Genomic DNA, 23,262 nt, shown 5'->3' on the forward strand with positions numbered 1-23,262 from the left:
GCCCGGTCCGCTGTCCCCGGCCCACCAGCTGCCGCCGCCCGCCGCCGTACCGCCCACGGCGGACGAACGGCCGGCGCGCCCCCTGCGCCCGCCGCGCCTCCGGTCGGCGGACACCAGCGCGACCAGCACGATCACCACCACTGCCACGATGAAAAAGCCCACGGCACTCACCCCTCATCCGTCCGGCGCAGCGGGGTCCCCCGTCGGTCCCCGCCCGGCTGCCGGGCTTCTCGTGTGACAGGCCAATCCCCGGTACGCGCGGCCTCAAGCAGGAGTTGAGGAAGTCCAGAGGTTCGGCGCAGGATGGCCGGCATGACCACTACGGGAAGCTCCACGGAACAGGTCGGCGGCCGGCCACTGCTCAACCACCGGCTCGACGGCCTCGGCACAACCATCTTCGCGGAGATGTCCGCGCTGGCCACGGCCACCGGCGCGATCAATCTGGGCCAGGGCTTCCCGGACACCGACGGCCCGGACGAGGTCCGCGAGGCGGCGGTCCGTGCGCTACGGGAAGGCAGGGGCAACCAGTACCCACCGGGCCCGGGCATCCCGGAGCTGCGCTCGGCGATCGCCGACCACCAGAGCCGCTTCTACGGCATCGGTCTCGACCCCGACACGGAGGTCCTGGTCACCGCCGGGGCCACCGAGGCCATCGCCGCCACGATGCTCGCCCTGCTGGAACCGGGCGACGAGGTCATCGCGTTCGAGCCGTTCTACGACTCGTACGCCGCCTGCATCGCCATGGCCGGCGCCGTCCGCGTACCGCTGACCCTCCGCGCCCCGGACTTCCGGCCCGACCTCGACGCACTGCGGGACGCGATCACGCCGCGCACCCGGCTGCTGCTGCTCAACACACCGCACAACCCGACCGGCATGGTGCTCAGCCCCGACGAGCTGACGGCCATCGCGGACCTGGCCCGCGAACGCGACCTGCTCGTGGTGACCGACGAGGTCTACGAGCACCTGGTCTTCGACGGCGCCCACCACCCGATCGCGGCGCTGCCCGGGATGCGCGAGCGCACCGTCTCCATCTCGTCGGCGGGCAAGACGTTCTCGTTCACCGGGTGGAAGGTCGGCTGGGTCACCGGGTCCCCGGCCCTCGTCTCGGCGGTGCGCACGGCGAAGCAGTATCTGACCTATGTGAGCGCGGGGCCGTTCCAGTACGCGGTCGCCGAGGCGCTGCGGCTCCCGGACAGCTACTTCACGGCCCTGCGGACCGATATGCGGCGCAAGCGCGACCTGCTCGACGGGGGCCTGCGGGCCGCCGGGTTCACCGTGTACGAGCCACAGGGCACGTACTTCATCACGACCGACATCGCGGTGTTCGGCGAGAAGGACGCGCTCGCGTTCTGCCGGGCGCTGCCGGAGCGCTGCGGTGTGGTGGCGGTGCCCAGCTCGGTGTTCTACGACGACCCGGAGCCGGGCCGCAGCCAGGTGCGCTTCACGTTCTGCAAGAAGGACGAGGTGCTCAGGGACGCGGGAGAACGGCTGAAGGGCGCTTTCAGCCGATAGAGCACCGCTCTCCTCAAAGCGGGTGTCGACGGCAAGAAACCCGGTTCACGGGGCACCGAGGTCCCTCGTGAACCGGGCTTCTTGCCTGCCTGGCTTCGGCTACGGCCGTCTCAGGCGTCGTCGCCGGGCTCGTCGTCGCCCTTGCCGGACTCCAGGTCCTGCTCAAGACCGAGCTGGTCGACGAGCCACTTGTCGAACTCGATCGAGGCACGGACCCAGCTGACCGTGGACGACACGAAGTGCTCCAGGGCCACGCCGGTGCCGATGAGCATCTGCGCCTCACCGATGAGGCGGACACTGCCGTCGTCGTGGGTGTGCGTGTAGACCTTGGGCCACAGCGTGCGGCGGTTCCAGTCGTCGATCAGCTCAAGGAGCTGCGCCTTCTCCTCGATGCCGTGCGGGCGGTCGTAGAACGTCCGGACGGAGAAGACCTGCTGGTCGTCCTCACCGCGGAACATGAAGTACGTGCGGAATTCCTCCCACGGCGCGGCGAGGTCACCCTCGTCGTCCAGGACGTACTTCAGCTCCATCTGCTCGAGGAGCTGCTTGACCAGATCCTGGTCGGGAACGACGGGGCCCGCCGGTCCTGAATCCTGCGGATCGGGCTGGCCCCCGAAGTTCGGAATGGAGGACGGGTCGATGGTCATCTTTGAATTGCCCTTCGTACGAGTTCCGCCATCCTCTCCCATGGCGGGCGGGGCATGGCAACCCCCGCCCCGCTCTATCGGCCGGTGTCCGCTCCGGGCTTAGCCCGATACCGGCTCCGGGCTCAGCCCGCGCTCTCGACCGGGGTCTCCGCGCGGCCCACGATCAGCTCGTCGCCGACCCGCTCCACCCGGACCGTGTCGCCGTCGGTGACCTCGCCCGCGAGGATCTCCTTGGCCAGCCGGTCACCGATCGCCGTCTGGATCAGCCGGCGCAGCGGCCGGGCGCCGTACGCCGGGTCGTTGCCCTCTTCGGCCAGCCAGGCCAGCGCCTCGGGGGTGACCTCCAGGGTGAGCCGCCGGTCGGCCAGGCGCTGGGCCAGCCGGTCGATCTGGAGGCCCGCGATGTGCGCCAGCTCGTCGGGCGAGAGCGCGGAGAAGACCACCAGGTCGTCGAGGCGGTTGAGGAACTCGGGCTTGAAGGAGGCCCGCACCACGTCGAGGACCTGCTTCTTCTTCTCCTCGGGCTTGGTCAGCGGGTCGACCAGGTACTGGCTGCCGAGGTTCGACGTCAGGACCAGGATGGTGTTGCGGAAGTCCACCGTTCGGCCCTGGCCGTCGGTGAGGCGTCCGTCGTCGAGGACCTGGAGCAGCACGTCGAAGACCTCGGGGTGGGCCTTCTCCACCTCGTCGAGCAGCACCACGCTGTACGGGCGCCTGCGCACCGCCTCGGTGAGCTGGCCGCCCTCCTCGTAGCCCACATAGCCGGGCGGCGCCCCGACGAGCCGGGCCACCGAGTGCTTCTCGCTGTACTCGCTCATATCGATGCGGACCATGGCCCGCTCGTCGTCGAAGAGGAAGTCGGCGAGCGCCTTGGCCAGCTCGGTCTTGCCGACACCGGTCGGGCCGAGGAAGAGGAACGATCCGGTGGGCCGGTCGGGGTCGGCGATGCCGGCGCGGGTGCGGCGTACGGCGTCGGAGACGGCGCGGACGGCTTCGGTCTGGCCGATCAGGCGGCGGCCCAGCTCCTCCTCCATCCGCAGCAGCTTCTGCGTCTCGCCCTCCAGGAGACGGCCGGCCGGGATACCGGTCCACGCGCCGACCACGTCGGCGATGTCGTCGGAGCCGACCTCCTCCTTGACCATGGTGCTCTTGGTGTCGGCGGTCTTGGCCGCCTCCTGCTCGGCCTCGGTGGCCGCCTCCAGCTCCTGCTCCAGACCGGGGATCTCCCCGTACAGCAGCTTGGACGCGGTGTCGAAGTCCCCGTCGCGCTGGGCACGCTCGGCCTGGCCGCGGAGTTCGTCGACGCGCTCCTTCAGCTCACCGACCCGGTTGAGGCCCTCCTTCTCCTTCTCCCAGCGTGCGGTGAGACCGCGCAGCTCCTCCTCGCGGTCGGCGAGGTCACGGCGCAGCTTCTCCAGACGCTGCTTGGAGGCGGCGTCCGTCTCGTTCTTGAGGGCCAGCTCCTCCATCCGCAGCCGGTCGACGGAGCGCTGGAGCTCGTCGATCTCGACGGGGGACGAGTCGATCTCCATCCGCAGCCGGGACGCGGCCTCGTCCACCAGGTCGATGGCCTTGTCGGGGAGGAAGCGGGAGGTGATGTAGCGGTCGGAGAGGGTCGCGGCCGCGACCAGGGCCGCGTCCGCGATCTGGACCTTGTGGTGCGCCTCGTAGCGGCCCTTGAGCCCGCGCAGGATGGCGATGGTGTCCTCGACCGACGGCTCGGCGACCAGCACCTGCTGGAAGCGCCGCTCCAGGGCGGCGTCCTTCTCGATGTGCTCGCGGTACTCGTCGAGGGTCGTCGCGCCGACCATGCGCAGCTCACCGCGGGCGAGCATCGGCTTGAGCATGTTGCCGGCGTCCATCGCGGAGTCGCCGCCCGCGCCCGCTCCGACGACGGTGTGCAGTTCGTCGATGAAGGTGATGACCTGGCCGTCGCTCTCCTTGATCTCGGCCAGGACGGACTTCAGCCGCTCCTCGAACTCGCCGCGGTACTTCGCGCCGGCGACCATGGCGCCCAGGTCGAGGGAGATCAGCCGCTTGTTCCGGAGGCTCTCCGGCACATCGCCCTTGACGATCCGCTGGGCCAGGCCCTCCACGACGGCCGTCTTGCCGACGCCCGGCTCACCGATGAGCACGGGGTTGTTCTTGGTGCGCCGGGACAGCACCTGCACCACCCGGCGGATCTCGTGGTCCCGCCCGATGACCGGGTCGAGCTTGCCTTCACGTGCCGCGGCTGTGAAGTCCGTACCGAACTTCTCCAGCGCCTTGTACTGACCCTCGGGGTCGGGTGTGGTCACCCGGCGCCCTCCCCTGCTCGTCTCGAACGCTTCCAGCAATTCTTTGGCACCGGCGCCCTGCTGCGCCAGCAGTTCGCCCGCGTGGCCGCCCTTGGCGGCGATCCCGATGAGCAGATGCTCGGTCGAGATGTACTCGTCCCCCAGCTCCTTGGCCCGCTGCGAGGCGTCCGCGATGACGGCGAGCAGCTCGCGGTCGGGCCGCGGGGGCGCGACCGTCGACCCGGCGACACTGGGCAGCCCGCCGAGCAGCCGCTCGGCCCCGGACCGCACGGCCGCCTGGTCCGCTTCGACGGCGGCGAGCAGATCGACGACGTTCTCGTTGTCCTGCCCCTCCAGCAGCGCCAGCAGCAGATGGGCGGGGGTCAGGTCGGGGTTGCCGCTGGACACGGCGCGGCTGTTCGCCGCGGTGATCGCGTCCTGGCTCTTGTTGGTCAGCTCGGCGTCCACGTGTGCGCTCTCCTCCTCGCGGGGCGGGTCCGTCCCGGCAACGGCTGTCATGTCGATGGCCGTCCTGCTGCAACGGCCTGGACTCAGGCAACGTACATAAAGTTGAGTCTATTCCACTCAACCTTTCTTGGACAGGCCCACCGGCCCCCGGCCGACGGGATCTCCGCCACACCGGGCGTCGCGGAGCACGGGTAGGTTCGCGCCCATGGCCATTGACCCACGGAACCCCGAACCGCCCTACCTCAGCTTCTGGCGCGAATTCCATCGCTGCACCTTGACGACCCTGCGCCCGGACGGTTCACCGCACGTGGTGCCGGTCGGGGTGACCTGGGAACCGGCGGCCGGCACGGCCAGGGTCATAGCCAACAAGAAGTCGCGGAAGGTCGCCCATGTGCGGGCAGCGGGCCCGGAAGGCGCACGGGTCGCGGTCTGCCAGGTGGCACCGGGGCGCTGGGCGACGCTGGAGGGGCGCGCGAGGATCCGTACGGAGCCGGATGCCGTCGCCGACGCGGTACGGCGTTACGCGGAGCGCTACGGGCGCACGCCGTCCGAGAACCCGGACCGGGTCCTGATCGAGATCAGCGTCGAGCGGGCGATGGGCCGCGCCTGACCACGCGACCGCTGGGGCGGCCTGGGCCAGGGGCGGCCGGGCCGCGCGCGCAGCACAGCGGCGCCACCGTGTTCAGGTCACGGTGGCGCCGCTGTGTGGGGGAAGCGCCTGAGCGATCTGTTACGACGGGGGAATCGCGTCAGGCACTGCGGGGGATAGCTGTGGTCGGCTCGGCGTCGAACATCTGGTGGTCACGCCGGTCGAGGTTGACGAACACCATGCCGTAACGGATGGCACAGCGAACAGGCTGCGGGGCACCCCGGGGCTTGCGCAGGCACCGGTAGGCACGGACGTCACCGTCGTCACCGTCCTCCTCGCGTACGACGACGATCGGCTCGCCGAACAGGGTGACCATCAACGAGTCACCACGGTGCGGAATCGCCGTGACGAGGTCGATGAAATGCCACCCGGAGCGGTAGGCGACGGCCATCTCGCGCTGGAAGACTCTGTCGTCCGGTGGGACGGTCATGCCTGCACCGATGCCGGCGCGCTGTCCCAGCCGGTGTCCATGGGCGGGACCGCCGCATGCACAGTGTTGTGGGTCCCCACGTCGAGGCTCGCCCCGCTCAGGACACCGAACGCCAAGGCCACGGAGAAAGCAGCGGCAAGCGCCGAGCGAAGCAATATCTTGTACATAGTCGGCTTCGTCCTCACTTGATGGTGTCTTCTCCCCCGCATCACAAGACGATGGCTCATTCCGGCACGTCAGCGCTACACGCACGATGCATCATGTTCTTGCACGTTCAGGACCCTGGGGGGTGGAGATTTGCCCAGTAACACCACACAACCGACACACCCTCATGCCGTCACTGCCTTGTGCGACGAGGGCGCCCGCCTCTACGCCAGTGCGTTGAGCACCGGCCGCGTCACCCGCATCGAGGTGGAATCCGCACCGTGCCTGGCCGAACTCGGGCTGCTGCACCCGGATCCCGACGACGCGAACTGGCTCCGGCCGGTTCCGCCTTCCATCGCGCTTGCCCAGCGGCTGCATCCGCTGGAACGCGAGATCCAGGACCGCAGACGCATGTCTGTGCAGCTGACGGACTCTTTCGAACCGTTCATGGCCATCAGCGCCCAGACACCACCGAGTACCCACGCCATCACCGTGCTGGAGGGCTTCGACCGGATCAACGCGGCGCTCAACCTCGCCACCGCCGAATGCGGCACAGAGGTGCTGACGGTCCAGCCGGGCGGCGGACGCAGCGAACACGTCCTGAGCCAGGCCCTGGAACGGGACAGGCCCCTGATCGACCGCGGCGTCAGCATACGCACCCTGTACCAGCACACCGTCAGGTACAGCCAGGGCACCCTCGCGTACGTGGACCGGATATCCGGCGGCAAGGCCGAAATCCGCACCCTGGAAGAGCTCATAGAGCGCCTGATCATCTTCGACCGCACGGTCGCCTTCATCCCCGCGCGCGACGACCGACGGGTCGCCCTGGAACTGCGCCACCCCGGACTCGTCGAGTACCTCATCAAGGTCTTCGAGCAGCTGTGGCGGCGTGCCACCCCGCTGCTCGAGGAGATTCCCTACAACCCGACGCCCGACGGTGTGTCCGGCGTCCAGCGTTCCATCGCCCAGCTCCTGATAGAGGGGCATGTCGACGAGGCCATAGCCCGGCGCCTCGGCATGAACGTACGGACCTGTCGCGCCCACGTCGCCAAACTCTCCGCGTCCTTGGGCAGCAGCAGCAGGGCCCAACTCGGCTATCTGATCGCGCAGTCCGGCATCCTGGAGCAGGGAAACTGACTGCGATACCCAGTACACGAATGATTCTGGTGTGTCCGCGGCGGCACAACCACCCTCAACTTGCTGCTCTGCAACTTGATGAGGGGCGCAGCCTTCACCACCGGAACTCACGGACGGAGGAGAAGTGACGGCGCCCCAGCACACACATGGTGTGGAGGAGCTGTGCGAGCCCGGCAGCCGCATATACGCGGAGGCGCTGAAGCAGCGATACATCGAGCGCCCGGCAGCGGCCGCGGCACCCTGTCTCATCGACCTGGGGCTCCTTCATCCGGACCCGGACCACATGGAGCGCCTCGTCCCCATGTCCCCCTCGCTGGCCCTCCACACGATGCTCCGCGACATCGAGTCGGAGATCCACGCCCAGCGTTCGCGCGAGGTGAGGATCGCGGAAACCCTGGAGCGGTTCATCGCGCGCGACTCCACTGGGCCGACGGAGAACACACCCGGGGTCGTGGTCCTGGAGGGCCTCCCACGTATCAACACCGCGATCGACCGCGCCAACAACGACTGCGTCGTCGAGATGCTGTGTGTACAGCCCGGCCCGCGCAGTGAGTACGCCCTGCGCGTCGCCCTGCCCAGGGACCTCGCGCTGCGCGAGCGCGGAGCCCATATGCGCACCCTCTACCAGCGCGCCTCGCTGCACAGCCCAGGACTGCGCGACTACCTGGAGCAGATGGGCGATGCGATAGAGATCCGCAGCCTGGACGACATCCCCGAGCGCCTGATCATCTTCGACCGCTCGGTCGCGTTCATCCCGGCCAGCGCCGACCGCACCACCGCCCTGGAGCTGCGGCATCCGGCCCTGATCGAATACCTCGCCACCGTCTTCGAACGGTTCTGGCGGCAGGGCATCCCCCTCCACGAACCCGCCCCGCCCGTACCGGCCGAGGCCGGCATCTCCGAGCGCCAGTACGCCGTCGCCCGGCTCCTCAGCGAAGGGCACCCCGACGAAGCCGTCGCCAAGCGGCTCGGGATCAGCGTCCGCACCTGCCGCACCCACATCGCGCACCTCTCCACGGTGCTCGGCACCACGAACCGGGTGCAACTCGGCGTACGAATCGCCCAGTCCGGGATGCTCAAAGAGCCAGAAACCCACCAGCCAGAGACACTTGAAGATCCCCATGGAAGCCCCAAGGGCCAAAGCCGGTTCATTAACGGCCAGTCGGGGGGGACTAGCCCGATAGCGCGGGCATCGTGAATCTACCTTCGCGCGACGGTACGTGGAACAGTGGATTCCGGCCGATGTTGCCAGCATCCACCGGGAAGGTCCGGCTTCAATCCTTTTGTGACACCGGTCCTTTCTTTTGCTCGGCCGATCGCAATGCTATCGCCGCGTAAAAACCGCCGACGACCACGAGCAGTCCGGCCGCTGTAAAAATCGTGTCGATCCGCCCGAACTGTATACCGGCGACATCCGCGTGGAAGTCCCGCAAGGCCGTGCTGGCGAGCCAGCCCGCCCCTGACACCCCTACCAATGCGCCCAATTGCTGAACAGGATTGATCACTGAGATGACCCGACCCAAATGAGATTGGGGAACCGACGCAAGTAAAACTGGGGTTAATGCCGTATTGACGGCGGCCAACGGCATCCCCACGACGGCCAAGACGACGAGTGAGGGGCCCAGAGCACCCAGCCGTGAATAGAACACCAGACCCAAACCGGTAAGCAGCAACCCCAGAGAGAACGTTCGGGCTGCCCCCAGCCGCCCCACCACTCGCGTCGCGAGCAGAGCCCCGGCAATCAGTCCGCATCCAAGGGCCATCTCCAGTGTCCCGTACCAGCTCGCATCGGCATGCAGGTTGTCGGTCACGAAGAACACATTCAACGTGTTCAAGGCATCAGCGCCGACAGTGACCAGAGCAACAGTGACCATCAGTGCCGTCACGGCACGGCTCCCTGTCACCAGCCGCAGACCTGCCATGAACTCGGCCCGCACGCCTGCGAGTCCAGGGATGGCGATCGGCGAGGAGACAGCGGCAGCTACGCGGACGGCACGTACAGCTACAAACGAGGCCAGGAAGGAAAGTGCGTTCAGGAGTAAGGCCCACCGCACGCCGACGACAAACAAGACGGGCGCGGCCAGCGGGGGCCCTGCGATGATGGCGATGGCCTGTGTTGCCTGTCCAATCCCCGAGGCTCGAGCACGCTCCTCGGGCTTCACCACGTTACCAATCAGCGCAAACCGGGCCGGGTTGAAGAATTGCGCGGCCGAGGTGGATAACAGCACGGTGGCATACACAGCCAAGAGCACGCCTGCGTCCGGCAGTGTCCCATTCGGCAAGAACGCAACTACGGTCAACACACCAATCAGGCCCGCGCGAACCAGGTCCGCAACGAGCATGGTGCGGCGCCGGTCCCAGCGATCGACGAATACCCCCGCGATCGGCCCGACGGCGAGCGTTCCCACCGCAACGATCCCGACCAACGCCGAGGCCGCAGCCGGAGCGTACGGCTTGCCGACCAGCAGCACCTGGCCCACCCAGAGCGACAGAGTCGTGGCGAAGGCAAAGTCACCGATTTGGGAGACCAACTGCCCTGCCCATAACAGCCGATAGTTGCGATTGATCAGCATCATCGCGATATTATGTCCGCAGCTGCCCCCATGGGGAAGAGGGCGGGAAGCGGAAGATCCATATAGCTCGGTGGCCTAAACAGGCAAAGCCGACTTTGCCAGTCGAACAGAGTGACAGAGCTCGTGGGCGCGCGCATATTCGGTGTCGTCGCACCGGAAGATCTCTGGCGCGAACTATGGATGGACGAAGGGCGAGGGGCGATACACACGCTCCGCTTTCATTCGCCCTCCAGACGTTCCAGATGTGCACCCCTGCTTGCTTCGTCCAACACTCGGACCGAATACAAGAAACGAACCTCGCCCTCCTTCCAGTTGGCGCCAAGTGCTGGAGGCCAAGCGATCGAGGAAGGCATCGAATCCGACGGCGTGCAAAATTTGCGAGCGTGGATACAGATTCGGAGGAGCCGATGCAAGACTATCTGGATCAACTCCAGACGCTTCCCATGCTTTCCGAAGGCACATCGGCCGCGCCGCATGCACCCGAGCCGGAAAACTGACCTTCGCCCGGGACGCCCTCACAAACGAAAGGAGCAACGCGTCATGGCTCAGAAAATCACAATCGAGAATGACCCCATCGAGGGCGGGCGAAGACGGCGAGTTAAACGCACTTATTACCGTCTCCGTCGGAGACTGACGGGTACCGCCGAAGCTCAGCTGTGAGGTCGCCCATCTTGCGGCGCCCCCACGTCCGATACCTCTAAGTGACGGTCGTCGGATTAGCCCCTCTTCCGCGCCCAGCGAGAGCCGTCGGCTTTGCCCGGTCCGGTTGTACAGGACCTCGCAGCGACTTTGCGAAGGAATGTCACGTAGCCTCTTCGCCTATTGAATACTCAGCTCGGTCTCAGTGCTCATCACGCCGTCGCCCGGCTCCTCAGCGAAGGGCACACCGACGAAGCCGTCGCCAAGCGGCTCGGGATCAGCGTCCGCACCTGCCGCACCCGCATCGCGCACCTCTCCACGGTGCTCGGCACCACGAACCGGGTGCAACTCGGCGTACGGATCGCCCAGTCCGGGATGCTCGACAGTCACGCACACGGCTGAGGGCCGCCACCCAGGTCGGGGACGCTGTTGGTTTATTCGGCCCTTCGCGTGACGTCGGTCCCCATGACTTGGTTGTGGTCATGGGGACCGACGTTGTTATGTGGGGTGGGTGTCGATGTCGATGCGGCCGAAGGGACCGGAGACGATTCCGGCGGAGACGGTGCGGGTGGCCCGCGCCGCGTTCCCGAAGGGGAGTCTGGCGATCCGGGTCCGGGACGAGCTGGAGTCGATGTTCCGGGACGAGGACTTCTCGGATCTGTTCGCCTCACGAGGCCGGCCCGCCTGGTCTCCCGCCGGGCTGGCGCTGGTGTCGGTGTTGCAGTTCGTGGAGGGGCTGACCGACCGCCAGGCCGCAGAAGCGGTGCGAGCGCGAATCGACTTCAAGTACGCACTCGGACTCCAACTCGATGATCGCGGGTTCGACCTCTCGGTGCTGTCGGAGTTCCGGGACAGGTTGGCCGGCGCGCTCGCCCGGATCGCTCCGGAATGGCTGTCCGAGATCGCGGAGCCGGACCGGTTCCGCCATTACGCGACTCGGGCCGAGGACTCCCGGTTCCCCAGGGCCCGCGCAAAGCGCGACGAGGTGGGGCTGCGGATCGGCCGGGGCGGGACGCGCCTGCTGGAAGCCGTCTTCTCCGCCGATGCCCCCGCGGCACTCCGCTCGCTGGACGAGGTGGAGTTCCTGCGTCAGGTCTGGGTCCAGCACTTCCACCGGGCGGACGGCGAGGTGATGCGCAGAGGCCCAAAAGACCGGCCGCCGGGCGCGATGCGCCTGGTCAACCCCTATGACTCGAACGCCCGTGTCGGTGTCAAAGGGCACACCATGTGGGACGGATACAAGGTCCACCTCACCGAGATCTGCAGCGGGACCGACGTCCCGAACCTGGTCACCAACGTGGCCACCACGGTGGCCACGGTCGCGGACAACGCGATGAACGAGGAGATCCACACCTCTCTCGCCGCCCGCAACTGCCTGCCCGCCGAGCACTGGGTGGATGCCGGATATCCCACCGCCGCCCATGTCCTTGCCGCCCGCGACCGCCATGGTGTCGAGCTGCACGGGCCGCTGGTCAAGAACACCTCGTCCCAGGCCAAGAGCGCTTTCACGCTGGACGCGTTCACCGTCGACTGGGAACACCGGCAGGTGACCTGCCCAGGTGGTGCCACCACCACGGACTGGTACCCCCGCAACGATTCCAAGGGCTTGCCCGTCATCCGCGTCAGGTTCCCCGCCAGCCGCTGCGGCCCCTGCCCCCACCTGCGGGACTGCGTCAGCTCAGCCACCGGCCGCCGCCGGGAACCCATGCTGCGGCAACAGCAAGCCCAGCACGATGCCATCCGTCACATCCGCGCTGAACAGCAGACCGACGCCTGGAAGACACGCTATAAAATCCGTGCCGGTGTCGAGGGCACCATCTCCCAGGCTGTCGGACGCTGCGGCCTGCGCAGATCCCGCTACCGGGGCCTGACAAAGACCAGCCTCCAGCACCAGCTCACCGGCGCCGCGATCAACCTCGCCCGCATCGACGCCCACCTCACCGGCACATCACGAGCCCGCACCCGCACCAGCCACTTCGCAGCACTGTGCCCCGCCGAGCTGACGCTCGACGGGGCACAAGCAGGAGCCGAATAAACCAACAGCGTCCCCAGGTCGGGTGACGGCCCTCAGAGGCATGCGTACGGAGAAATGCCCTACTCCGGCGACCGCTTCGGCTTCGGACGCCAGACCACCAGTGCGCTGGTCTGCTGCATGTCCTGGTACGGGACCAGGTCACGGCGGTACGAGGCGTGTACCTGCGCCTCGCGCTGCTGCATGGCCACCGCCGCGCCGTCCACCGCCGCCGAGAGCTCGGCGACCCTGGCCTGGAGCGCGGCGACCTGGTGCTCCAGCTCGATGATGCGCTTGATGCCCGCGAGGTTGATGCCCTCGTCCTGGGACAGCTGCTGCACCGTACGGAGCAGCTGGATGTCCTGGGCCGAGTACCGCCGGCCGCGCCCGGCCGTCCGGCCCGGTGAGACCAGGCCGAGACGGTCGTACTGGCGCAGGGTCTGCGGGTGCAGGCCCGAGAGCTGAGCGGCGACCGAGATGACGTACACAGGGGTCTCGTCGGTCAGTTCGTACCCCATGGATGGGTCACGGCGTCCTCGGCGGCCATTCATCTCAAGCTCCCTTCACGGCCTGGAAAAGCTCCGCGCGCGGGTCGTGCCCCGCGGTCGCGTCGCGGTAGGTCTCCAGCGACTCCCGTGCCTTGTCGCTGAGCTCCGCGGGCACGGTGACCTCGACGGTGACCAGCAGGTCTCCGCGGGTGCCGTCCTTGCGGACCGCGCCCTTGCCCCGGGCCCGCATCGTACGGCCGTTGGGCGTACCCGCGGGCAGTTTCAGCGTGACCGGGGGCCCGCCGAGCGTCGGTACCTTGACCTCGCCGCCCAGTGCCGCCTCCGCGAAGGTGACGGGCACGGTGAGGGTGAGGTTGTCGCCCCTGCGGCCGAAGACCGGGTGGGCGTCCACATGGACGATCACATAGAGGTCACCGGCCGGGCCGCCCTGCTCACCCGGGGTGCCCTTGCCGCGCAGCCTGATCCGCTGGCCGTCGGAGACGCCCGCCGGGATCCTGACCTGCATGGTCCGGGAGGACTTGGCCCGCCCGGAGCCCTTGCAGACGTCGCAGGGGTCCTGGGCGATGAGCCCGCGGCCCTTGCAGTCCACGCACGGATCGGTCAGTGAGAAACCACCGCCGGTGCCGCGCGACACCTGGCCGGTACCGACGCAGGTCGGGCAGACCCGCGGGGTGCCGTTCTTGTCGCCGGTGCCCGAACACGCTTTGCACGGTGCCTGGCTGGACATCCGCAGCGGGACCGTGGCCCCGTCGACCGCCTCGGTGAAGCTGAGCGTCACCTCGGACTCGATGTCCTGGCCGCGGCGCGGCTGGGTACGGGTCGTACCGGCACCGCCCCGGTTGAACAGTCCGCCGAACACGTCCCCGAGTCCGCCGCCGAATCCGCCCGCGCCGCCCGGCTGCCCCGCTCCCCCGCCTGGGGTACCTCCGAAGAGGTCCCCCAGGTCGAAGTTGAAGGAGCCGCCGCCGGCACCGGGCCCTGGCCGGTAGCCGCCGTTGCCGAAGAGAGCACGCGCTTCGTCGTACTCCTTGCGCTTCTTGGGGTCGCCGAGGACGTCATTCGCCTCGGAGACCTCCTTGAACCGCTCCTCGGCCTTCGCGTCACTCTTGTTGGCGTCCGGGTGCAGCTCGCGGGCGAGCTTCCGGTACGCCTTCTTGATCTCGGCCTCGGTGGCGTCCTTCGGGACGCCGAGAACCTTGTAGTAGTCCTTCTCGACGAAGTCCTTGGTGCTCATCCCCGACGTCCCTCCTTCCGCTCGCTCCTGATCATGACGTCAGTACTGATACTGATGTCAGCCCTCGTCCGGGCCACCGCTGTCCTCGTCCGGCGCTTCGTCCTTGGCCTGCGCCCCGGGCTGGGGCTCGGCCACCGCGACCCGGGCGGGACGGATGGTGCGCTCGCCGAACCGGTACCCCGGCTGCAGGATCGCCACGCACGTGTCCTCGGTGATGTCCGGCGCGTACGAGTGCATCAGGGCCTCGTGGATCGTCGGGTCGAAGGGCTCGCCCTCCTTGCCGAACTGCTGGAGGCCCATCTTCGCGACGACCGTCTCCAGCGATTCGGCCACCGACTTGAAGCCGCCGACCAGCTCGCCGTGCTCACGGGCGCGGCCGATGTCGTCGAGGGTCGGGAGGAGTTCGGACAGGAGGGTCGCGATGGCGACCTCCTTGACCTGAACCCGGTCCCGCTCCACCCGGCGGCGGTAGTTCTGGTACTCGGCCTGCAGCCGCTGGAGGTCCCCGGTGCGCTCGCTGAGCGCGGTGCGGACCTGGTCCAGCTGGGCGGTGAGAGCTGTTTCCTGACCGTTCTGACTGCTCTGTGCGTCCCCGGCCGGGGCCGCCGGCTCCGACTCCTTGGCGGAGTCGGACCCGGCGGCCTTCGACGCGGCGTCTTCGGAGGTCGCGCCGGAGGGGACGTCGGGCTCCTCCTCGAAGCCCGGAGTCTCCTCCGTCATGCGGCGCCTCCCTGACGGCCGTCCTTCTCGTCGTCCACGATCTCGGCGTCGACCACGTCGTCAGGGGCCTCGGTGGCCTGCTCGGTGCCCTCGCCACCCTCGGCGCCCGGCGCACCGCCGGCGGCAGCGGCGCCCTCGGCGTTCGCGTACATCGCCTGGCCGAGCTTCTGCGAGACCGCGGCGACCTTCTCGGTGGCCGTACGGATCTCGGCGGTGTCCTCACCCTTGAGCTTCTCCTTCAGCTCGGTGAGGGCCTCCTCGACCTCGGTCTTGACGTCGCCCGGGACCTTGTCCTCGTTGTCCTTGAGGAACTTCTCGGTCTGGTAGACGAGCTGCTCGCCCTGGTTGCGCGACTCGGCGGCCTCGCGGCGCTTGTGGTCCTCGTCCGCGTACTGCTCGGCCTCTTCGCGCATCCGGTTGACCTCGTCCTTCGGCAGCGAGGAGCCACCGGTGACGGTCATCTTCTGCTCCTTGCCGGTGCCGAGGTCCTTGGCAGCGACGTGCATGATGCCGTTGGCGTCGATGTCGAAGGCGACCTCGATCTGCGGCACACCGCGCGGGGCCGGCGGCAGACCGGTCAGCTCGAACATCCCGAGCTTCTTGTTGTACGCCGCGATCTCGCGCTCGCCCTGGTAGACCTGGATCTGCACGGACGGCTGGTTGTCCTCGGCCGTGGTGAAGATCTCGGAACGCTTGGTCGGGATCGTGGTGTTGCGCTCGATGAGCTTCGTCATGATCCCTCCCTTGGTCTCGATACCGAGGGACAGCGGCGTCACGTCGAGGAGCAGGACGTCCTTGACCTCGCCCTTGAGGACACCGGCCTGGAGCGAGGCGCCGATCGCGACGACCTCGTCCGGGTTCACACCCTTGTTGGCGTCCTGACCGCCGGTGAGCTCCTTGACTAGCTCCGCGACGGCCGGCATACGGGTCGAGCCACCGACGAGAACGACGTGGTCGATCTCGGAGAGCTGGATGCCCGCGTCCTTGATGACGTTGTGGAAGGGGCTCTTGCAGCGGTCCAGCAGATCGGCGGTGAGCTGCTGGAACTGCGAGCGCGTGAGCTTCTCGTCCAGGTGCAGCGGGCCCTCGGCCGACGCCGTGATGTACGGCAGGTTGATCGTGGTCTCCGTCGAGGACGACAGCTCGATCTTCGCCTTCTCCGCGGCCTCGCGGAGACGCTGGAGAGCCATCTTGTCCTTGGCCAGGTCCACGCCGTGACCGTTGGCGAACTGCTTCACCAGGTAGTCGACGACACGCTGGTCCCAGTCGTCACCACCGAGGTGGTTGTCACCGTTGGTGGCCTTGACCTCGACGACGCCGTCACCGATCTCCAGGAGCGACACGTCGAAGGTGCCGCCACCGAGGTCGAAGACGAGGATCGTCTGGTCGTCCTTGTCGAGCCCGTACGCCAGAGCGGCGGCCGTCGGCTCGTTGACGATGCGCAGGACGTTCAGACCCGCGATCTCGCCGGCCTCCTTCGTCGCCTGGCGCTCGGAGTCGTTGAAGTACGCCGGGACGGTGATCACCGCGTCGGTGACCTTCTCTCCCAGGTACGACTCGGCGTCACGCTTCAGCTTCTGCAGGATGAAGGCGCTCATCTGCTGCGGGTTGAAGCTCTTGCCGTCCAGGTCGATCTTCCAGTCGGTGCCCATGTGGCGCTTGACCGACCGGATGGTCCTGTCGACGTTCGTGACTGCCTGGCGCTTGGCGACCTCGCCGACGAGCACCTCGCCGTTCTTGGCGAAGGCGACGACGGACGGCGTGGTCCTGGCGCCTTCGGCGTTGGTGATGACGGTGGGCTCGCCGCCTTCGAGAACGCTGACGACGGAGTTAGTCGTGCCCAGGTCGATGCCGACCGCACGTGCCATGGTGAATCCTCCAGCTGACTTGAGTGGAACTGGCTCAAGAGTGCACGACAGATCCCGTCGAGTCAACTGACCTGAGTCGACGGCACTCAACTTTTATCCCGGCCTTATGCGCAATGCAGAGAAACCCCTGGTGAGAGCGGGTGCGATCGAGCGCGGCCGGCGTACGACCGGGACAGCGGCCGGGCCCTTCAGGCATACGGGTACGAGAAGTGAGCCGCCTCATATGCCTTGATTGAGCCTATCGCCCCGAATGAGCCGCCGCCCGGTGCGCTTTCCGCTGCCGGGGTGGCGCCGGTCCTGCGCCGAACCCCGGTGACTTTGATCGTCATCCGTTACCGGTGGTGCGCTGCGGCGTTGAACGACACGTCGGACCGTGAATCGCTGCGGCTGACCCTGAATGTTCCCGTTCCACTGTTCCAAGGAGAACGCAATGTCGCGTATCGCGAAGGCCGCTGCCGTACTCGCGGGCACCGGCGCCGTCCTGGCCGGTTCCGCCGGTCTGGCCGCCGCCGACGCCGGAGCCCAGGGTGCCGCCATCGGCTCCCCCGGTGTCATCTCCGGCAACCAGGTCCAGGTCCCGGTCCACGTCCCGGTGAACCTCTGCGGCAACACCGTCAACGTCATCGGTCTGCTGAACCCGGCGTTCGGCAACACCTGCGTCAACGCCGACCAGCACGACCACGGCCACGGTGGCTACGGCGACGACGGCTACGGCAACTGAGACTGAGACAGCGGGCGGCAGCGCCTCCCGCGACCTGCGGCCACCCCCTGCGAAGGAGGTGGCCGCAGGTGTGTCCGGCCCACCCGCACCTGGCCCGTACGCCCGCCCACGGACCGGCGCCCGGACGCGTACCGACTGTCAGGCGTGCCTGCTCTCAGGCGTGCCTGCTCTCAGGCTTACCGGTGGAGCGGCCTTTCAGGCGTACCGGTAGAGCGACGCATGGCTCAGCAGCGACGACGGTTTGACGCCCCACGGCTCCATCGGCTCGTCCAGGCTGAAGATCCGGCCGCTCTGCGGATCCCCCGGGGCGAGCTTCCGCGCGGGCACGAACCCGGCGTGCGGATGCGCCTTCTGCCAGCGGTCCCACACCAGGTCGCAGAAGGAGTGGTGCAGCCAGAAGACCGGGTCGTTGGGCGAGGTCGCGCTGTTCATCGCCCCGCCCACCCAGCGGTGCACCATGTTGTGGTTGCGCCAGGCCGGGCCGTCACCGACCGACCAGCCCTCGAAGGTGTTGCGGAAGCCGTGCGGCACGGTGGAGTCCCACGGGGCCGCGTCGTACACCGTCTCCTTCATCGCACGGGCCAGATCGGCTCTGCTCGGCAGCGAGACGGGGCGGGCGGGGCGGCCGAAGTTCCGGGTCAGGAACCGGTTGTCGGTCACCCCGACCGTGACCTCCCAGTTCCCCTCGCGGTACGCGAACGGGCCGGTCATCACCTGCTGGTCGGAGCGCCGGCCGTCGCCGCCGAGGAAGTCGTCGCCCCAGAGCCCGCCGGTCGGGGCCTGGTCGGCCGTCCAGTCCCAGTAGGGCACGGTGACGCTGGGGTCGACCGCCTGGAGGGCGCGCTCGAATTCCAGCACGAAGCGCCGGTGCCAGGGGAAGAAGGTGGGCGCCATATGGGCGACCCGCTTCCCCCGCGACCCGTCCGGGACGTAGTACTCGCCGTGCGTCCGTACGAAGTCGTCGTACTGGCCTGAGCGCTTGACCTCCAGGACCGCGGAGACGAACCGCCTCTTCTCGGACGCGGTGAGGTCCTTCTGGTTCTTGCGGGTGTACACGGGTCAGGGACCTTCCCGGTCAGAGCTGCCGCATCGGGTGCGTCTGCTGCATGGATGTCAACGACAGCCGGGCCGTGCCCAGTTCGTCGACCGCGCCGCGCGCCACCGCGAGAGGCGTCGGGTACGACTCGTAGTGGTCCACCATGCTGAGGTAGCTGCCGTCGGCCCGCCGCATGATGTGCAGCGGCCTGCCGTCGACGGTCACCTCGGTGGAGTCGCCCGCCGTACCGCCCCGGATGTGCCGGCCCCGGTACATCTCGTCGAACACGTCCGTCAGATCGTGCGGCAGCCCCGGCGACAGGACACCCTTCCCGTCGTCGCCCCCGCGCCCCGTGGCACCGGCCCGCACGATCGGGGCCAGCGCCACGGCCGTACCACCGACCGCGCCCACCGCGAACAGTGCGCGCAGCGCACCGCGCCGGGTCACCGGCACCGCCGGGCCCGCCGGTTCCGGGCGACCGGCGCGGACCGTGCGGTCCGCACGGTCCGCGCGGTCCGCCGGCTGTCCCCTCTGTGTCCGCCCGGCCGTATCGCGCGTGGACGTTCTCATGCTGGCTCCCTCCGGTTCACCCCGCCGGTCGGCGCGGACCGCCGCGCGTGCCGCACGCCGGGTCGCGCCTCGTCGGTGACAACGACGGCACGAGGAAACAGTTCTTCGGACAAATGACCGCTCCGGCGCGCCGACCAGCGGCTCCGGCTCACTCCGCTGCCCCCTGGCCCGGCGGCCGTTCGGCCGTACGGGGGGAATGTCCCGCGCCCCGGCGGGAACTTGCCCACCCGGCCCCGCGGGGGCGGTCCGCGCCGCCGTGGATGCGCCACGATGACCGCCGGACCAGGGCTGTTCGGCCCGGGGGGAAGGACGGACGGATGAGCGTCCCGGCACAGCCTGCCGTACGGCACCCGGCGCACCCGGCGCACCCGGCGGAGGTGGACCTCGCGGACCCCGCGTTCTGGCAACTGCCCCGCCCCGTAAGGCTGGACGCCTTCGCCGCGCTGCGGAAGCTCGACGCGCCCGCGTACTTCACCGAGCGCCCCGCCACCCGGCGCAGGCCAGGACAGGGCTTCTACGCGCTGGTCAGGCACGCGGACGTGGTGCGGGCCAGCCGGCTGCCCGAGGTGTTCGCGAGCGCCCCCGGGGTCACCACGCCCGAGCCCGCCCGCTGGGTCAGGTTCCTGTTCGGCGAATCCATGGTCAACATGGACGCCCCGCACCACACCCAGCTGCGCAAGGTGGTCTCCCGGGCCTTCACGCCCCGGCTGCTCGCCGCGGCCGAGGAGGACATCCGCCGTGTCGCCGGGCGCGTCGTGGACGACATGGTCGCGCAGCGGCCCGCCGAGTTCGTGGCGTCGGTGGCGTCGCGGATGCCGTTCGAGGTCATCTGCAACCTCATGGGCATCCCGGAGCGCTACCGTGCCGACATCGCGGGCCGCGTCGACCACGCGTCGGAGAACGCGGGCGTGCGGCGCGGCATCGGCGCCCGGCTGCGGGACCCCGGGCGCGGGCTGCGGGCGCTGGCCCGGATGCATCTGATGATGGCGGCGCTCGGCCGCGAGCGGCGGCGCAGGCCGACCGGTGACCTGATCTCCGCGCTGGTGCGCGCCGACGTCGACGGGCGGGGGCTCGACGCCCGCAGCCTCGGCTCGTTCTTCTCGCTCCTGATGGTGGCGGGCGTGGAGACCACCAGGAACGCGATCACTCACGCGCTGACGCTGCTGACCGAGAACCCGGAGCAACGGGACCTGCTCGCGTCGGACTTCGAGCGGTACGCGGACGGGGCGGTCGACGAGGTCGTACGGCACTCGACGCCGATCATCCAGTTCCGCAGGACGGTACGGACGGAGTACGCGCTGGGCGGGCACCTCTTCAGGCCCGGCGACAAGGTGGTCCTCTACTACGCGTCGGCCAACCGCGACGAGGCGGTCTTCGCCGACCCGGACGCCTTCGACATCACCCGCAGCCCCAACCCGCACCTGGGGTACGGCGGCGGCGGCCCGCACTTCTGCCTCGGCTCGCACCTGGCCCGGCAGGAGATCAAGGCGCTCTTCAGGGAGCTGCTGAGCCGCCCCCTGGCGCCGCGCGCGGTGGGCCTCCCCGACCTGGCGGGCTCGAACTTCGACAACCGGGTACGGGCGCTGCGCTTCGCGTTCGACCCGCCCGCACCGTGACGGCAGGCCCGGTGACAACCGGCGCATGACAGCGGTGCGGGGCCGGGCCGGGGCGTACGTCTCCCCGGCCCGGCCCCGCCGCCGCGGCTACTTCCGCAGCTGGGTGACCGGCAGCATGCAGTGCGCGGACGTGGTGAGCATGGCCTCGTCGCCGACGAAGGCGCTGAGGACCTCCTCGGACACGGGCCGGCCCGGCACGGCCTCCGGCCACGGCTTGCTGGCGAACATGAAGTGCACCTCGCCCCGGTCGGCGACGGCCTGCAGCCACTCGGCCGGGACCGGGCACTGGGCGCTCAGATACGGCATGTTGACGGCGGCCTGGCCGCCCTCGACCAGCAGCCTGACCGGGAACCCGGGCCGGGAGCCGTCCGCCAGCGAGCTGCCCAGCGGGATGCCGAGCTCGTCGAAGAGCGTGCGCACGGCGGCCTCGCCCGCCTCGGCACCGTCCTTGCCGTCACCGAGTGAATACGCCAGCAGATAGGGCAGGTTGTTCGTTTCGGGGTCGCCGGACCAGGCGAGCACGGAGAGGGTGCCCAATTGGTCGCGCTGGACACTGCTTGTGGCGGTGTGGGATGCGGTCATGGCTCGGCACCCTAGTGGCGGACCCGGGCCCCCACGGCGGCCGTTCACCCGGATGGCGGAACCGGGCGCGGCAACGCGACCGCAAACCATCAGTCAGGGCGTACGCGAAACACCGGACCACCGCGCCAGGACCGCCCGGGACAGAACCGCCCGGGACAGGACTGCCGGAGACGGGACTGCCCAGGACCGGGCGGGTCCTGGGCAGTCCGCAGGGAAACGTTCACTCCCCATGCGACGCCTTGATCAACGATCTCCAGGTGCATTCGTTACTCATCCCGGCACAGCGCGGACGTCCCGTCTTTCACCTGGATGGAGCTGACTGGTGGTCATGGAACGCACCGATGGCCCAGCGCAGCGCGCCCGGTCGGCCCGCCGGGGGGACGGTTTGACCAATGGATCATGAGTCCGCGTCTTCCGTCACCTGCACGAATTCACCACGAGGAGAGGCCCATGCCGCATCCACGACGACGGTTGAGGAGCGTGTGCGTCGCAGGCGTGGCCGCCGGTCTTCTCGTGACCGGCGCCGGAGGCGCACAGGGTGCGCTCAGGGCCGCCCCCGCTCCGTCCCCCGCCGGGTCGGCTCCGGCCGGGTCGGCTCCGGCCGGGCCGAAGCAGCCCGCGTCCCCGGCGCCGGAGCCGCACGGCTCCCCCGCCGCGAAGGAATCCGGGGCCCTCGCGCCGAAGGGTCCCCTGCCCGAGGCGCCGGAGGACTCCGCGCCTGCGGTGGGCGCGTATCTGGACTACGGGCCGAAGGGCGTCGCGCGGATGGCGGACCTCTCGCGCTGGCTGGGCGGTGCGGACGTACGGGTCGGGCACACCTACCTGCCGGGTGACGTCTGGTCGAACATCGAGGGGCAGCCCGGCTTCCTCAGCACCTGGGCGAAGTGGCGGCGCGCCGAGACCGACCGGATGTTCGTGCTCAACGTGCCCATGCAGGAGCACAACGAGGACCACCTCCCGGACGACCGGGTCCGCGGCCTCATCCAGCAGGGCGCACGCGGCGACTTCGACGACCACTACCGCAAGCTGGCCACCCACCTGGTGAAGCTGGGGATCCCCGACACGGTGATCGTGCTGGGCTGGGAGATGAACGGCACGACGTACACCCAGCGCTGCGGCCCCGACCCGCAGGGCTGGAAGACGTACTGGAACCGGATCGTCACCGCGATGCGCTCGGTCCCCGGGCAGAAGTTCACTTTCGACTTCACGCCCAACCGCGGCCCGGACGACATCCCCTGGACCCAGTGCTACCCGGGCGACGACACGGTGGACATCGTGGGGATGGACTCGTACGACCAGCCGCCCGGCGACACCTTCGAGGACCAGGTGAAGGGGCCGTACGGGCTCCAGGCGCAGGTCGACTTCGCCGCCGCGCACAAGAAGCAGATCTCCTACCCCGAGTGGGGCCTCTTCAGAAACGGCGACAACACCGCCTATATGCGCGGGATGCTCGCCTGGTTCGACGCGCACAAGCCGCTGTACCAGACCATCACGGACTACTGCCCGCACGGGGTGTGGCAGTGCGACGAGAACCCCGGCGCGTCGAAGATCTTCCGGACCAAGGTGTCCCAGGAGGCCAAGCCGGAGCCCGGCAGGCCGACGGCCGAGCCGAGCACCCCGCCCGGTACGGCGCCGACACCGACACCGACGCCGTCGGAGCACGGGGTGGAGCCGCCGTCGAAGCCGACGGGTACGAAGCAGTGGTGCATCCGGGTCGACCTGGGCAAGTGGGCCGGCACCTGGTTCAAGCCCCGGAAGATCTGCGTGTCCCTGCCGGAGGACTGACAGGGCACCAGCCGGGCGACCGGGCCGGCCGGACTGCGGGCTACGGGCTACGGGCTACGGGCTACGGGCTACGGGCTACGGACGAGGGACGGCGGTACGCGGCACGGACGGACGGCAGACGGACCGCAGACCGCA

At 69.0% G+C, this 23,262-nt stretch carries 19 protein-coding genes and 1 pseudogene; 9 read left to right on the forward strand and 11 right to left on the reverse strand.

The features are described from left to right. Window positions 1-312: 312 nt before the first annotated feature. Window positions 313-1,512 (forward strand): pyridoxal phosphate-dependent aminotransferase, encoded by a 1,200-nt coding sequence (locus tag G3I19_RS15420; protein ID WP_164264165.1) that lies wholly within the window; start codon window positions 313-315, stop codon window positions 1,510-1,512. Window positions 1,513-1,622: 110 nt separating this feature from the next. Here G3I19_RS15420 and G3I19_RS15425 read toward each other — a convergent pair whose 3' ends face one another. Next, complete coding sequence (locus G3I19_RS15425) at window positions 1,623-2,159, reverse strand: YbjN domain-containing protein (RefSeq protein WP_164264166.1); 537 nt, start codon at window positions 2,157-2,159, stop codon at window positions 1,623-1,625. A gap of 122 nt (window positions 2,160-2,281) precedes the next feature. Next, the gene (clpB, locus tag G3I19_RS15430; RefSeq protein ID WP_164264187.1) at window positions 2,282-4,903 is read right to left on the reverse strand and encodes an ATP-dependent chaperone ClpB; all 2,622 of its coding nucleotides are present in this window, start codon (window positions 4,901-4,903) and stop codon (window positions 2,282-2,284) included. Between the two features lie 205 nt (window positions 4,904-5,108). Between clpB and G3I19_RS15435 the strand changes: the two genes are divergently transcribed. Then, entirely contained in the window at window positions 5,109-5,513 is a 405-nt protein-coding gene (locus G3I19_RS15435; RefSeq protein WP_164264167.1) for a TIGR03618 family F420-dependent PPOX class oxidoreductase, read from the forward strand. Window positions 5,514-5,652: 139 nt separating this feature from the next. Here the strand turns inward: G3I19_RS15435 and G3I19_RS15440 are convergent, their stop codons facing one another. Continuing rightward, complete coding sequence (locus tag G3I19_RS15440) at window positions 5,653-5,982, reverse strand: (2Fe-2S)-binding protein (RefSeq protein ID WP_164264168.1); 330 nt, start codon at window positions 5,980-5,982, stop codon at window positions 5,653-5,655. Between the two features lie 297 nt (window positions 5,983-6,279). On the opposite strand from G3I19_RS15440, the gene G3I19_RS15445 reads away from it, so the two are divergent. Further along, window positions 6,280-7,263 carry a helix-turn-helix transcriptional regulator gene (locus G3I19_RS15445; RefSeq protein ID WP_164264169.1) on the forward strand — a complete coding sequence of 328 codons (984 nt, stop codon included), beginning with the start codon at window positions 6,280-6,282 and terminating at the stop codon, window positions 7,261-7,263. Between the two features lie 124 nt (window positions 7,264-7,387). After that, window positions 7,388-8,461, forward strand: a complete 1,074-nt coding sequence (locus G3I19_RS15450; RefSeq protein WP_164264170.1) for a helix-turn-helix transcriptional regulator — start codon at window positions 7,388-7,390, stop codon at window positions 8,459-8,461. A gap of 76 nt (window positions 8,462-8,537) precedes the next feature. Here the strand turns inward: G3I19_RS15450 and G3I19_RS15455 are convergent, their stop codons facing one another. Further along, window positions 8,538-9,839 (reverse strand): MFS transporter, encoded by a 1,302-nt coding sequence (locus tag G3I19_RS15455; protein WP_164264171.1) that lies wholly within the window; start codon window positions 9,837-9,839, stop codon window positions 8,538-8,540. Window positions 9,840-10,688: 849 nt separating this feature from the next. On the opposite strand from G3I19_RS15455, the pseudogene G3I19_RS15460 reads away from it, so the two are divergent. Both G3I19_RS15460 and G3I19_RS15465 read left to right on the forward strand, forming a co-directional pair. Further along, a pseudogene (locus G3I19_RS15460) lies at window positions 10,689-10,877 on the forward strand (LuxR C-terminal-related transcriptional regulator); the annotation flags it as partial. A 115-nt stretch (window positions 10,878-10,992) separates the two neighbouring features. Next, window positions 10,993-12,510 carry a transposase gene (locus G3I19_RS15465; protein WP_164264173.1) on the forward strand — a complete coding sequence of 506 codons (1,518 nt, stop codon included), beginning with the start codon at window positions 10,993-10,995 and terminating at the stop codon, window positions 12,508-12,510. A gap of 59 nt (window positions 12,511-12,569) precedes the next feature. On the opposite strand, the gene G3I19_RS15470 is transcribed toward G3I19_RS15465, so the two are convergent. Genes G3I19_RS15470 through dnaK form a run of 4 tightly spaced genes read right to left on the reverse strand, consistent with a single transcriptional unit; the run spans window position 12,570 to window position 16,817 of the window. Further along, window positions 12,570-13,037 carry a helix-turn-helix domain-containing protein gene (locus G3I19_RS15470; RefSeq protein ID WP_164264174.1) on the reverse strand — a complete coding sequence of 156 codons (468 nt, stop codon included), beginning with the start codon at window positions 13,035-13,037 and terminating at the stop codon, window positions 12,570-12,572. A 1-nt stretch (window position 13,038) separates the two neighbouring features. Next, window positions 13,039-14,229, reverse strand: coding sequence for a molecular chaperone DnaJ (gene dnaJ / locus G3I19_RS15475; RefSeq protein WP_164264175.1), 1,191 nt, complete (start codon window positions 14,227-14,229; stop codon window positions 13,039-13,041). Window positions 14,230-14,286: 57 nt separating this feature from the next. After that, window positions 14,287-14,949 (reverse strand): nucleotide exchange factor GrpE, encoded by a 663-nt coding sequence (gene grpE, locus G3I19_RS15480; protein ID WP_164264176.1) that lies wholly within the window; start codon window positions 14,947-14,949, stop codon window positions 14,287-14,289. Continuing rightward, window positions 14,946-16,817 (reverse strand): molecular chaperone DnaK, encoded by a 1,872-nt coding sequence (gene dnaK, locus G3I19_RS15485; RefSeq protein WP_164264177.1) that lies wholly within the window; start codon window positions 16,815-16,817, stop codon window positions 14,946-14,948. The genes grpE and dnaK overlap by 4 nt, the downstream gene beginning before the upstream one ends. 430 nt (window positions 16,818-17,247) lie before the next feature. Here dnaK and G3I19_RS15490 point away from each other — a divergent pair, with 430 nt between their 5' ends. After that, entirely contained in the window at window positions 17,248-17,538 is a 291-nt protein-coding gene (locus G3I19_RS15490; RefSeq protein ID WP_164264178.1) for a chaplin, read from the forward strand. Window positions 17,539-17,733: 195 nt separating this feature from the next. Here G3I19_RS15490 and G3I19_RS15495 read toward each other — a convergent pair whose 3' ends face one another. Both G3I19_RS15495 and G3I19_RS15500 read right to left on the reverse strand, forming a co-directional pair. Further along, on the reverse strand, window positions 17,734-18,594 hold the full coding sequence (locus G3I19_RS15495; protein WP_164264179.1) for a tyrosinase family protein: 861 nt from the start codon (window positions 18,592-18,594) through the stop codon (window positions 17,734-17,736). A gap of 19 nt (window positions 18,595-18,613) precedes the next feature. Further along, window positions 18,614-19,144, reverse strand: a complete 531-nt coding sequence (locus G3I19_RS15500; protein WP_343235115.1) for a tyrosinase family oxidase copper chaperone — start codon at window positions 19,142-19,144, stop codon at window positions 18,614-18,616. 317 nt (window positions 19,145-19,461) lie between these two features. Between G3I19_RS15500 and G3I19_RS15505 the strand changes: the two genes are divergently transcribed. Continuing rightward, a complete protein-coding gene (locus G3I19_RS15505) occupies window positions 19,462-20,760 on the forward strand; it encodes a cytochrome P450 (RefSeq protein ID WP_164264180.1) in 1,299 nt (432 codons plus the stop codon). Window positions 20,761-20,847: 87 nt separating this feature from the next. Here the strand turns inward: G3I19_RS15505 and G3I19_RS15510 are convergent, their stop codons facing one another. Further along, a complete protein-coding gene (locus G3I19_RS15510) occupies window positions 20,848-21,342 on the reverse strand; it encodes a DUF5949 family protein (protein WP_164264181.1) in 495 nt (164 codons plus the stop codon). 480 nt (window positions 21,343-21,822) lie between these two features. On the opposite strand from G3I19_RS15510, the gene G3I19_RS15515 reads away from it, so the two are divergent. Beyond that, window positions 21,823-23,127 carry a glycosyl hydrolase gene (locus tag G3I19_RS15515; protein WP_343235116.1) on the forward strand — a complete coding sequence of 435 codons (1,305 nt, stop codon included), beginning with the start codon at window positions 21,823-21,825 and terminating at the stop codon, window positions 23,125-23,127. Window positions 23,128-23,262: the final 135 nt, after the last annotated feature.

The organism is Streptomyces sp. SID10853, from assembly GCF_010548145.1.
Classification (GTDB): domain Bacteria; phylum Actinomycetota; class Actinomycetes; order Streptomycetales; family Streptomycetaceae; genus Streptomyces.

Excerpts from the sequence above, each read along its gene's own strand:
- G3I19_RS15420 (WP_164264165.1), top strand. The coding sequence starts at position 313 with ATGACCACTACGGGAAGCTCCACGGAACAGGTCGGCGGCCGGCCACTG.
- G3I19_RS15425 (WP_164264166.1), bottom strand. The coding sequence starts at position 2,159 with ATGACCATCGACCCGTCCTCCATTCCGAACTTCGGGGGCCAGCCCGAT.
- G3I19_RS15435 (WP_164264167.1), top strand. The coding sequence starts at position 5,109 with ATGGCCATTGACCCACGGAACCCCGAACCGCCCTACCTCAGCTTCTGG.
- G3I19_RS15440 (WP_164264168.1), bottom strand. The coding sequence starts at position 5,982 with ATGACCGTCCCACCGGACGACAGAGTCTTCCAGCGCGAGATGGCCGTC.
- G3I19_RS15455 (WP_164264171.1), bottom strand. The coding sequence starts at position 9,839 with ATGATGCTGATCAATCGCAACTATCGGCTGTTATGGGCAGGGCAGTTG.
- G3I19_RS15465 (WP_164264173.1), top strand. The coding sequence starts at position 10,993 with ATGTCGATGCGGCCGAAGGGACCGGAGACGATTCCGGCGGAGACGGTG.
- G3I19_RS15470 (WP_164264174.1), bottom strand. The coding sequence starts at position 13,037 with ATGAATGGCCGCCGAGGACGCCGTGACCCATCCATGGGGTACGAACTG.
- dnaJ (WP_164264175.1), bottom strand. The coding sequence starts at position 14,229 with ATGAGCACCAAGGACTTCGTCGAGAAGGACTACTACAAGGTTCTCGGC.
- grpE (WP_164264176.1), bottom strand. The coding sequence starts at position 14,949 with ATGACGGAGGAGACTCCGGGCTTCGAGGAGGAGCCCGACGTCCCCTCC.
- dnaK (WP_164264177.1), bottom strand. The coding sequence starts at position 16,817 with ATGGCACGTGCGGTCGGCATCGACCTGGGCACGACTAACTCCGTCGTC.
- G3I19_RS15490 (WP_164264178.1), top strand. The coding sequence starts at position 17,248 with ATGTCGCGTATCGCGAAGGCCGCTGCCGTACTCGCGGGCACCGGCGCC.
- G3I19_RS15500 (WP_343235115.1), bottom strand. The coding sequence starts at position 19,144 with ATGAGAACGTCCACGCGCGATACGGCCGGGCGGACACAGAGGGGACAG.
- G3I19_RS15505 (WP_164264180.1), top strand. The coding sequence starts at position 19,462 with ATGAGCGTCCCGGCACAGCCTGCCGTACGGCACCCGGCGCACCCGGCG.
- G3I19_RS15510 (WP_164264181.1), bottom strand. The coding sequence starts at position 21,342 with ATGACCGCATCCCACACCGCCACAAGCAGTGTCCAGCGCGACCAATTG.